This is a genomic window from Kineococcus arenarius subsp. arenarius (assembly GCF_050871845.1).
In the GTDB taxonomy this organism is placed as follows: domain Bacteria; phylum Actinomycetota; class Actinomycetes; order Actinomycetales; family Kineococcaceae; genus Kineococcus.
This window is the reverse complement of record NZ_JBJLSE010000119.1, coordinates 1-10,831: the sequence shown is the minus strand read 5'-3', so window position 1 is coordinate 10,831 and position 10,831 is coordinate 1. Positions and strand designations below refer to the sequence as shown.

General features: G+C 76.9%; 7 protein-coding genes and 1 other RNA gene. 3 read left to right on the top strand and 5 right to left on the bottom strand.

All coding sequences use genetic code 11. From position 1 onward, the window contains the following. Positions 1-69: 69 nt before the first annotated feature. Entirely contained in the window at positions 70-1,272 is a 1,203-nt protein-coding gene (locus ACRYM0_RS18860; protein WP_432507385.1) for a cation:proton antiporter domain-containing protein, read from the bottom strand. A gap of 276 nt (positions 1,273-1,548) precedes the next feature. Between ACRYM0_RS18860 and rpsT the strand changes: the two genes are divergently transcribed. Further along, positions 1,549-1,809, top strand: coding sequence for a 30S ribosomal protein S20 (gene rpsT, locus ACRYM0_RS18855; RefSeq protein WP_432507384.1), 261 nt, complete (start codon positions 1,549-1,551; stop codon positions 1,807-1,809). A gap of 80 nt (positions 1,810-1,889) precedes the next feature. On the opposite strand, the gene holA is transcribed toward rpsT, so the two are convergent. Further along, positions 1,890-2,912, bottom strand: coding sequence for a DNA polymerase III subunit delta (gene holA, locus ACRYM0_RS18850; protein WP_432507383.1), 1,023 nt, complete (start codon positions 2,910-2,912; stop codon positions 1,890-1,892). A gap of 183 nt (positions 2,913-3,095) precedes the next feature. Between holA and ACRYM0_RS18845 the strand changes: the two genes are divergently transcribed. After that, on the top strand, positions 3,096-5,711 hold the full coding sequence (locus ACRYM0_RS18845) for an AMP-binding protein (RefSeq protein ID WP_432507382.1): 2,616 nt from the start codon (positions 3,096-3,098) through the stop codon (positions 5,709-5,711). Here ACRYM0_RS18845 and ACRYM0_RS18840 read toward each other — a convergent pair. From ACRYM0_RS18840 to ACRYM0_RS18830, 3 genes are all read right to left on the bottom strand, one after another. Then, positions 5,696-7,777, bottom strand: a complete 2,082-nt coding sequence (locus tag ACRYM0_RS18840; RefSeq protein WP_432507381.1) for a ComEC/Rec2 family competence protein — start codon at positions 7,775-7,777, stop codon at positions 5,696-5,698. The genes ACRYM0_RS18845 and ACRYM0_RS18840 overlap by 16 nt on opposite strands. 31 nt (positions 7,778-7,808) lie before the next feature. Beyond that, the gene (locus tag ACRYM0_RS18835; RefSeq protein WP_432507380.1) at positions 7,809-9,608 is read right to left on the bottom strand and encodes a bifunctional metallophosphatase/5'-nucleotidase; all 1,800 of its coding nucleotides are present in this window, start codon (positions 9,606-9,608) and stop codon (positions 7,809-7,811) included. Between the two features lie 74 nt (positions 9,609-9,682). Then, positions 9,683-10,426, bottom strand: coding sequence for a YaaA family protein (locus ACRYM0_RS18830; protein WP_432507379.1), 744 nt, complete (start codon positions 10,424-10,426; stop codon positions 9,683-9,685). A gap of 47 nt (positions 10,427-10,473) precedes the next feature. Here ACRYM0_RS18830 and rnpB point away from each other — a divergent pair. After that, positions 10,474-10,788, top strand: an RNA gene (gene rnpB, locus ACRYM0_RS18825) — RNase P RNA component class A. The last annotated feature ends 43 nt before the right edge of the window (positions 10,789-10,831 follow it).

The following is a 10,831-nucleotide window of genomic DNA, read 5'->3' as shown; positions in this document are numbered from 1 at the left end:
ACCCGCCCGCCCGCCCGCCCGCCCGCCCCGGGAGTGTGATGGTGCGGGCGCGAGCGGTCCCGGGCGGGTTCAGCGCGAGCGGCGCGCGTAGAGCAGGGTCAGCGGGGAGGCGCTGAGCCCGAACGCCACGACGCTGGCGACGACGGCGAGGGTGCCGGCGGCGAACAGGCGGGGGTCCTCGACCCCGCGGTGCAGGCTGTGCGCCAGGTAGAACACGGCGCTGACGCCCATCGGGCCGAACCAGCCGGCGAACGCCGCGTCCCGTCCACGCAGCCCCAGCGGGCGGCCCAGGGCGACCACGAGCGGCAGGCGGCGCACCAGCAGGGCCAGGACGGCGAAGGCCAGCGCCCCCGGTCCCAGCTCCGCCCAGCCGCCCCACGGCAGCACCGCGCCGAGCAGGAGGAACAGGGGCAGCACGGCGTAGCGGTTGACGGCCTCGTCGACGGCGTCCTGCGGGCTGCGGTCGCTGCCCGGCACCAGCCGGTTGTACGCGAGCCCCGCGACGAACGCCGCCAGCACGCCGTCTCCGCCCAGCACCCGGGCCACCCCCAGCACGGCCACGGCCAGCAGCAGGGTGAACACCAGCTTCGGCCCCTCCCCGAGCGTCGAGCGCCGCGTGGCCAGCCGCAGCCCGCGCCCGGCCAGCCACCCGGCGGCCAGACCGACCGCGACCCCGACGAGCACCTCCTGCAGCAGCGTGGCCACTGCGCCGCCGAGGGTCTCCCCGGGCAGGACGGCCGCCAGGGCCAGCACCACGACGGGCAGGGCCAGGCCGTCGTTGGCGCCGCTCTCCGCGCTCAGCAGCTGCCGCAGGCGGGCGGGCAGGGAGGACTCCGCGAGGTCACCGGAGACGACCGAGGCCGCCAGCACCGGGTCCGTGGGGCACAGGCACGCCCCCACCAGCAGCGCCAGCGCCAGCGGCAGACCCGTCAGCAGCGCAGCCGCACCGCCGAGCACCGCGGACAGCGGCATCACCACGGCGAGCAGCAGCAGGACCGGCCGGACCAGCGGGCGCAGCTCACGCGCCGGGAAGCGCAGCGCCGCGGCCGTCACCGACCACGCCAGCAGCAGCCGCGAGCCCTCCAGCAGCAGCAGGTCCCGCCGGTCGGCCGGCAGGTCCACCACCCCGAGCAGGTGCGGACCGAGGGCGACGCCGAGCAGCAGCGCCACGAGCGGCTCGCTCAGCGGCCACCGGCGCACGCGGCGGCTGGCCAGCGCCAGCACGACGCCGCTCGTCCCCAGGACGGCGTAGGTCAGGTGGAGGTGGTGCACGGGCTCTCCTGCGGTGCGCTCCTGCGGTCCGGTCGGTGCTGGACCATGCCGCAACCGCTGCGGGCGCGCGAGCGCAGCCGGACGCCCCGGCACCCCGGCGCCGCGTCCGGGAGTCGGGCCGGGCCCGCACTCCCTGCTACCCTGGACGACGCCTTCGCCTCCTCGTGCGGAGGTCACGGCCGATCACCCTCACCCCCGGTACCCCACGCCGGAGTCCAGGTGCCCCGGCCGCCCTCTGACACCGATCAGCTCGACCGCAAGGAGACGGAACGCCCCGTGGCGAACATCAAGTCCCAGAAGAAGCGCATCCTCACCGCCGAGAAGGCGCGCGTGCGCAACAAGGCCGTGAAGTCGGAGCTGCGCACCGCCGTGCGCGCGTTCCGCGAGGCCGCCGCCGCCGGCGACGCCGAGAAGACCGCCGCCGCCCTCCAGCACGCGAGCCGCAAGCTGGACAAGGCCGTCAGCAAGGGCGTGATCCACAAGAACCAGGCGGCCAACCGCAAGTCGGCCATCGCCAAGATCGCCGCCGGGGCCTGAGCTCCGGCTCACCCGTCAGGGCCGGTCCCCGCCAGGGGGCCGGCCCTGCGTCGTCCCCGGGACCGTCCGCGGCGGCGCGCTCAGCGCTCGCGGGCGGCGGCGGTGATCCGCACGGCGCGCTCCAGGGCGAACGCCCCGTCCAGGCCGCCGCCCTTGACGGCGTGGTCGGCGGCCGCCACGGCCAGGATCGCCTCGGCCATCCCCTCCGCGGACACGCCCTGCACCTCCCGGCGCACCTTGTCCACCAGCCAGGGCGCCATGCCCAGGTCGCGGGCCACGTCGGCGCTGCGGCCGCGGGTGGAGGCCACCTTCGCCAGCTGCCGCAGGCGGGAGGCCAGCGCGGCGACGACCACGACACCGGGCACGCCCGTGGCCTCGGCGTGCCGCACCAGCGCCAGCGCGCGACCGGCGTCCCCGGCCACGGCGGCGTCGGCCACCTCGAAGCCCGTGGCCTCCCGCCGGCCGGCGTGGTAGCGGTGGACGTCGGCCTCGGTGACGGTCCCCTCCGTGTCGGTCAGCAGCTGGTCCAGGCCCGCGACGAGCTCGCCGAGGTCGCCGCCGAGCGCGGCCACCAGGGCGCGGGCTGCCTCCAGGTCGATGCGGCGGCGGGCGCGGCGGGCGTCGGCCAGCACGAGGTCCACCTTGTCCTGGTCGCGCTTGAGCGGCTGGCACGCCACCTCCACCGCCCCCGGGGCGGTGCGGGCCACCTCCAGGACCTTGCGGGCCCGGTTGCCGCCGCGGTGGCGCAGCACCAGGACGACGTGCTCGGCGGGCACCGGCAGGTACTCCAGCACGTCCTCCACGAACGCGTCGGTGGCGGCGTCGACCCCGTCGACGAGCAGCACGGACCGCTCACCGAACAGGGAGGGCGACGTCCAGGTGGCCAGCTGCCCCTTCTGGTAGCCGGCGGCGGCGACGTCGGTGCGCTCGAAGGAGGGGTCGCGCTCGCGCAGCCGGGTCAGCAGCGCCGTCAGCGCCCGGTCCGCCAGGTGGTCCTCGGAGCCGGTGAGCAGCACCACCGGTGCGGGTTCGAGGTCGTGCGGGGCCAGCGCGGCGGACGACGGCTTCTTCACGGCGCGGGCGGGAGCGGTCCTGGCGGGCACGGCCACAGCCTGCCACCCGGCGCCGACGCCACCGCCTGAGAACTGAGCGTCGAAGTCCGGCGACCCCGCGTGAGGACGTACCCCCTGAGGGCTGCATCCCTTGCACGGGAGCCGGTTTCCGGGCTCCCGGGGGGTGAGCAGCAGCTACGTTGACTCGCAGCACCAGGGGGAGGGGCTCACATCGTGAGGACTGGAACGTCTGTCGCCGCCAGGGGGGTGGTGCCGGGACTGACGGCGCTGGACGGGGAGCCGTCGGCGCAGTCGATCGTCCCGCGGATCGTCGAGGTCGCGCGGGCGCTGGAGGGCGAGGTGGTGGCCGGGGACGGCCGCGAACGCCTCACCGGGGGCGCGCTGCTGCAGCGGGCCGCGCTGGTCCGCGACGCCGTGCTGGCCGCGCAGCCGCAGGGGCGGCCGGTGGCGGTGCTGCGCGGCCACGACGCGGGCGCCCTGGTGGGCGTCGTGGGCGTCCTCGCCGCGGGGGTGCCGCTCGTGGTGCTCGACCCGACGACGCCCGCGGCACGCCTGCGGCACTACGTCGAGGCGGCGGGGGCGACGATCTGCGTGACGGACGCCGAGCACGCCGGGACCGCCCGGCTCCTCGCGCCCACGGTGCTCGAGCCCGAGAGCGCCGGCCGGCCGCTGCCGGACCCGGTGGCGGCCGCGGAGTCGCTGCTGGGCTCACCGGCCGGCCCCGGCGACACCGCCGTCATCGTCTACACCTCCGGCTCGACCGGCGCCCCGAAGGGCGTCGCCTGCGACCACCGCTCGATCCTGCACGACGCCTGGGTCAACAGCCTCGCCTCGGACTGCTACGGCCCCGGCGACGTCGTCGTGCACCTGCTGCCGATGGCGTTCAGCGCGGGCATCGGCGTGACGCTCGCGTGCCTGCTCACCGGCGCGCGGCAGGAGCTGTTCGACCCCCGCAGCCGTTCGGTCGCCGAGCTGCACGAGTGGATGCGGGAGGTCGGCGCCACCGTGCTGCTCGCCTCCCCGGCCATCCTGCGGGGGCTGCTGGCGGCGCTGCGACCCGGCGCGACCATCGAGGGGCTGCGGTCCTTGACGATGGCCGGTGAGACGGTGCACGGCGCCGAGCTCGCCGCGATCCGCCGCGCGGTGGGCCCGGGGTGCTCGCTGCGCAACCGCTACGGCTCCACGGAGACCTGGCTGATGGCGGAGCAGCGCATCGAGGCCGGCGACCCGCTGCCCACCGGCGCGACGCCCGTCGGCCGGGCGGTGCCGGGGCTGCGCATCGACGTCGAGGACGAGCACGGCCGGTTGCACGAGCAGGGCACCGGACGCGTCGTCGTGACCGGCCGGTGGCTCGGCAACAGCTACTGGGGCGCGCCCGAGCGCACCGCCGAGGTGTTCCGCGACAACCCGGACGGCACCCGCACCTTCCGCACGAGCGACGTCGGCAGGCTCAGCGACTGCGGGACCCTGCGCCTGCTGGGACGCACCGACGACAGCGTCAAGGTCCGCGGCCTGCTCGTGGAGCCGGGCGAGGTCGACGCGCTGCTGTTCGCCCAGCCGGACGTCCGCGAGGCCATCGTGGTCGGGCGCACCTCTCCCCGCACCGGGCGGACGTCGCTGGTCGCCCACGTCGTCCCCGAGCCCGGTGCCAGGCTGACCGCGACCGGGATCCGCGCGCTCGTGCGCGCGAACCTGCCCTCGCACATGGTGCCCGAGCAGGTGGTGTTCCTGGGCGCGCTCCCCCGCACCGAGCGCGGCAAGCTCGACCGCTCGGCGCTGCCGGAGGTCCCCGACGTCGTGGGCACGAAGGGCCCGCGCAACGACTTCGACGCCGTGCTGCTGGGCCTGTTCGAGCGGGTCCTGGAGATGCCGTCGCTGGGCATCGACACGGACTTCTTCGCCGCCGGCGGCGACTCGCTCGCGGCCCAGGCCCTCGTGGCCGCGATCGAGGAGGAGCTGGGGACGAGTTCCGGGCAGGTGTCGACCGCGCTCATCGCGGCCAACCCCACGCCGGCCCAGCTGGCGACGGCCCTGCGCGGCGACCGCCGGCGCTCGTCGTCCACCCTGGTCCCGCTGCGGACCGGCGGCAGCGGCACACCGCTGTTCGTGGTCGCCGGGGCGGGCGGAGTGGCGATGGGGCTGCGGCCGCTGGCGGTGCGCCTGCCGGACACGACCGTGTACGGCCTGCAGGCCCACGGCATGGAGAACCCGGGCCTGCCCGACTGGTCGATCCCGCGCATCGCCGCCCGGCACGTCCGCACCCTGCGCGGGGTGCAGCCGCACGGTCCCTACCGGGTGGCCGGGCACTCCATGGGCGGGCTGGTGGCCCTGGAGGTGGCCCAGCAGCTGACCCGCGCGGGCGAGGAGGTCGAACTGCTGGTGGTCCTGGACTCCTTCCCCCCGGACCCCGACATCGTGCCGCGGGTGTTCGCCCCGGGCGAGGGGCTGGTGCAGCGGGTCAGGTCGGTGGCGGGGTTGCTGGCCACCGGTATCGTCCCCAACCGCGACGGAGGGCACCACGCGCGCTTCCACCGCCAGGGCGCCGTGCTGCAGCGCCGCTACCGGACCACCCCCTACGCGGGGCGGACCGTGGTCGTCGTCGCGCAGGACGACGAGGACGCCTGGGCCCGGCGGCAGTGGGAAGGGCACCTGACGGGCGACTGGGTTCGGCACGAGCTGCCCGGCGGGCACATCACGTTCCTCACCGAGCCGCTGGTCGAGCGCGTGGCCGGTCTCCTCTCCCGCGAGCTGGAGGCCGTCGGCGAGCGGCGCGCTGGAACGGCCGTGCGCACACCCGAGCCCGGCGCCCCGCCTCACCCGGCCGAGTAGCGCGCCCGCAGCTCGGCCTCGCGCGGGTCCGAGCCGCGCACGAGGGTCCGCAGCCGAGTGGCGGTGCCGGCGATCGCGACGTCGCCGTCGCGGTCGGTGCGCAGCGTCCGCGCACCCAGCGCGTCGAGCATCGCCAGCACGGGTGGGGCGGGGTGGCCGTAGTCGTTGGTGGCACCGACCTCCACCAGCGCCACCCGTGGGCGCAGCGCCGCGTACAGCCCCGCCTCCTGCCGAGCGGAGCCGTGGTGGGCGACCTTGACCACGTCGACCGGCGCACCACCGGGCCAGGACCCCGCGGTGCGCAGCAGGCGCCGCTGCCCCTCGGGCTCCAGGTCGCCGGTCAGCAGCACGCGCACCCCGGAGACGTCCGCGAGGAGCACGACGCTGGCGTCGTTGACCTGCGAGGAGTCCGGGTCGGCGGTCGCGGCGGCGGAGGGGTCGGGGGCCAGCACGGTCCAGGTGACGTCACCGGCGCGGCCGCTCGCGCCGGTGACCGCGGTGCGCACCGGCGCGTGCGCGTCGGCGGCCACCTCGGCCACCCGCTCCGAGGCGGGCGGCACGGCGAGCGGGGAGACGAGCACCTGCCCGGTCACGCGCCCGCGCAGCGCACCGGCGAGGCCGTCGACGTGGTCGGCGTGCGGGTGGGTGAGCACCACCGCGTCCAGCCGCTGCACCCCCAGCCGGTCCAGGCAGCCGTCGACGAGCTCGCCGTCGGGCCCGGCGTCCACCAGCACCGCCGAGCGCGGGCCGGAGCGCAGCACCACCGCGTCGCCCTGGCCGACGTCGCAGCCCACGACCAGCCAGTCCGGCGCGGGCCAGGTCCCGGCCGGCCCGCCCCAGCGCGGGGCGCAGCGCACCAGCAGCACCGCGCACAGCGCGAGCGCCACCGCGGCCGCCAGGGAGCGCGCTCGCCCGCCGCCGCTCGCCCGCCGGCGCAGCAGCACGGCGGCGGCGAGCAGCACCAGCGCGGTGAGGACCACGACCACGACCGCCCCCGCCGCACCGGCCGGCACCGGCAGCGCGACGGGCACGTCCGCCGCGCGCCGCGCCAGCAGGGCGATCCAGCCGACGGCCAGACCGGCGGGCAGCACCAGGACCGCCGCACCCGCCGGCCACAGGACCGACAGGACGGTGGCCGCCAGGCCGAGCACCGTGGCCGGGGCCACCGCGGGCGCGGCCAGGACGTTGACCGGCAGCGACAGCGGGTTCACCTCCGGGGTCAGCAGCACGACGACGGGACCGCACACCGCCTGCGCCGCCGCGGGCACGGCCAGGGCCAGGGCCGGGGCCCGCGGCACCCCGACGCCCTGCAACAGCCGCGCCCAGGGGGCGGCGAGCAGCAGCAGACCGGCCGTGGCCAGCACCGACAGGGCGAAACCCACCTCCCGGGCCAGCCACGGGTCGGCCACCAGCAGCACCAGCACGGCCCCGGACAGCACCGGCACGCCGCCCGAGGGCCGCCCGGCCAGCAGTCCCACGAGGCCGACCGCTCCCATCACGGCGGCGCGCAGCACGCTGGGCTCGGGGTGGGCCAGGACGACGAACCCGGCCAGGCCGGCACCGGCGGCCAGCAGCCGCAGCCGGCGCCCCAGGCCCGCCCGGGAGGCCAGCGCCACCAGGGCTCCCACGACGAGCGTGGTGTTCGCCCCGCTGACGGCCGTGAGGTGGCTCAGGCCCACCGCGCGCATGTCGGCCTCCAGGTCGGCGGGCAGCGCCGAGGTGTCCCCGACGACCAGGCCGGGCAGCAGGCCCCGCGCGTCGGCGGGCAGGGCGGCGCACGCCCGGCGCAGCCCTGCGCGCAACCGCTCGGCCGCGCGGTGGACCGGGCCCGCCCGGCCCACCTGCTGCACGGGCCCGCGCGCGTGCAGCAGCACCGCGGCCCGCTCCCCCGGCTCGGCGGGCGCCAGGCGGGCCGTGAGCGACACGGTCGTCCCGACGGCGCCCGCCCAGCCGTCCGCGTCGGCGAACACCGCGGCGGGTGCGGCGACGTCGAGCCGCCGGCCGCGCACGTCCACGCGGGTCAGCCGCACGTCGACGACGACGCGCTGCGGTGGGCCCGGGCGCACCGCGCCCGGGCCCTGCGCCGTCCCGCGGGCCTCAGCCGAACAGGCGCTCGCCGCCCGCGGTGAGCCACCAGTTCTCCACCGCGAAGTCGGCCGGGTCGATGGTCCCGGTCTCCTGGGCGCGGTCGATGAGCAGCTGGCGGATCTCCGCCTGCTCGTCGTAGACGACGGGGGCCTCGGCGATGTGCGGGAACCCGCCCCCGCCGGAACGGCGGTAGTTGTTCACCGCGACGACGAACTCCTGCTCGTCGGCCACGGGGGTGCCCTCCAGCGTCAGGGACGCCACCCGCGAGCCGGCCGGCTGGGCCAGGTCCAGCTCGTACTCCACGCCCGCGAGCTGGTCGAGGTTGTAGTCCGGGACCTCGCCGGTGGCCAGGGACTCCGAGTCCGCCGGGTTCCCCGGCGGGACGCTGGCGTAGTACTCGGCGGCCTTCTCCAGGTAGTCGCGCACCTGAGCGCCGGTCATCCGCACGGCCTGCAGCGTGTTGTCGTACACGTACAGCCCGGCGACGTCCTTGACGGTGACCTCGCCCTGCGGGAAGACCGCGGTGCGGCTGAACGGCGCGGCGATGGACAGCACCGGCAGGTCCGCGTCCGGCGTGCCGGCGATCGCCTCGCGCACCGTGTCGGTCTGCACCTGCTGGATGAAGTCGATGAGCGGGGTGTCGCGCCAGCGCGACTCGGTGGCCGGCAGCTCCTCGGTGGAGGTGGCGACGACCTGGTTGACGTAGTCGACGGTCTTGCGGTGCTCCTCGGCGACCACCTCGACGATCTCGGGGTCCTCGGGCACGTCGGCGGCCCGGACCTCCTGGACGTCGGCGCCGGCGAGGGAGTACTCGCCGTCCGCCTCGCGCAGCTCCAGCTGGCTGACGGTCACCGAGGCCCCCCAGCGGTACGGCTGGGTGACCAGCACCCGCTCGCCGGGGGTGGCGGTGGAGTCCACCCACGCCTCGGGCAGGTCCTGGTGGCTGTGCCCGGCGACCACGACGTCCACGTCGGCCACCTCGGCGGCGATGCGGTCGCTGACGTTCTCCGCCGCGAGGTCCTCCTCGCTGTAGGAGGACTCACCGGAGCGGCCGGAGTGCGACAGCACGACCACCAGGTCGGCGCCGGCGGCCTTCATGCGCGGCACCTCCTGCTGCGCGGTGGCGACCATGTCCTCGAAGGTGAGCTGCCCCTCGACGTTCTGCTTGTCCCACACCGCCGAGCCCGGGGTGGTCAGGCCGAGGATGCCGACGGTGACGGCCTCACCGCCGCCGGTGGGCTCCACGTCCCGCAGCACCCACGGGCGCAGGTACGGCGTGCCGGTGCGCTCGTCGACGACGTTGGCCCCCAGCAGCGGGGCGTCCAGGTCGAGGCGGTACTTCGCCAGGGTGTCCAGGCCGTAGTTGAACTCGTGGTTGCCGACGACCTGGGCGTCGATGCCGATGGCGTCGTACGCCTGGGCCATCGGGTGCTCGACGCCGGTGGCGGTGACCGGCTCCTGGCGGGCGTAGTAGTAGGTCAGCGGGGTGCCCTGGATGGCGTCGCCGTTGTCGACCACGAGCGTGGAGTCGGCGCCGCGCTCGGCGCGCACGCGGTCCACGGCGGTGGACACGCGCGCCAGGCCCAGGCCCTCGCCCTCGGCGTACGGCGCGCCGGCGAAGTAGTCCCAGTCCAGGACGTGGCCGTGCACGTCCGTCATGGACACCAGGGTGATGGAGGGCGGGACGGGGGCCGCGGCGGCGGCGCCCGCGCCCGTGGTGGCGCCGAGGCCGACCAGCAGGCCGGTGGCGCTGAGGGCGGCGGCCGTGCGGGTGCGGCCGCGGAGCCCGGAGGTGGGGGGAAGTTGCATGGGGCCACTCCATCGCCCCCGGGTGTCGAACAGGTGACGCAGAGGTGTCACAGCGATCACATCGGCCCCACGCGTCACGGAGCCTCGACCTCCAGGGTCCACGTCGCCCCGCGCCGCGCCGGCTCCAGCAGCTTCGCGCCGAACGACTCGGTGACCGCGTCGAGCAGCGCGGCGGGAGTGCGCGGCGGGCTGCCCGGGCGGGTGAGCAGGTGCCGCGCCAGCAGGCCGCGGGTGTGCTTGGCGGCGTGCGAGACCACCTTCCCCTCGCGCAGCACCCGCACCGCGACGGTGCGCTCCGCCGTGGCCGCGCCGGGCACCCACGCGGCGGCGTACGCCGCCGAGCGGCAGTCCACGACCACGCCCGACGGCTCCAGCGCCCGCTGCAGGTGCGGGCGCCAGAACGCCGCCAGCGGGCCGACGCCGGGCAGGTCGGTGCCCATGGACAACCGGTAGCCGGGGACCCGGTCGCGCGGGCCGAGCAGCCCCCACAGCGCCGAGACCACCAGGACCCGCCGCGCGGCGGTCGCCGGCAGCGACGGCAGGTCCAGGGCGTCGAACAGGACGCCCGTGTACACGCGCGCCGCCGGCGCCGCCGGCCGGGTGCGCAGCGTCGTGTTGGCGCGCACCACGTCCACCAGGCTCGCTCCCGCTCCCAGCACCGACGGTGCGTCGGGCCGGGCGGAGACCTCCACCAGGGCGTCCAGGACCCGCTCGCGCGGCGCGGTCAGCCCGGGGGAGGACAGCGCCTCCAGCCGCACGGGAGCGCCGCGCGCCGGCCCCGCCCACTTCGACTCCGACGGGGGCAGCAGCACGAGCACGAGGGGGCAGCTTACGGGCGCTACCCTGGTCGTGGACGAGTCGACCGGGCGGTCGCGTCGGCCCGGGAGACCGGGCCGCCGAGGAAAGTCCGGACTCCACAGGGCAGGGTGGTGGGTAACGCCCACCCGGGGTGACCCGCGGGACAGTGCCACAGAAAGCAGACCGCCTCCCCGGCGCGAGCCGGGGCGGTAAGGGTGAAACGGTGGTGCAAGAGACCACCAGCGCACCGGGTGACCGGTGCGGCTCGGCAAACCCCACCCGGAGCAAGACCAGACAGGCAGCGTTCGAGGGCGGCCCGCCCGAGCTGCCGGGTAGGTCGCTGGAGGCGTGCGGCGACGCACGCCCGAGAGGGATGGCCGCCGCCCGGCGGGGGGGGGGCGCCCCCCCCCCGGGGGCCCGATCCG

What these genes read in the sequence shown, in the direction of transcription:
- ACRYM0_RS18835 (WP_432507380.1), bottom strand. Translation starts at nt 9,608, where the DNA reads ATGCAACTTCCCCCCACCTCCGGGCTCCGCGGCCGCACCCGCACGGCC.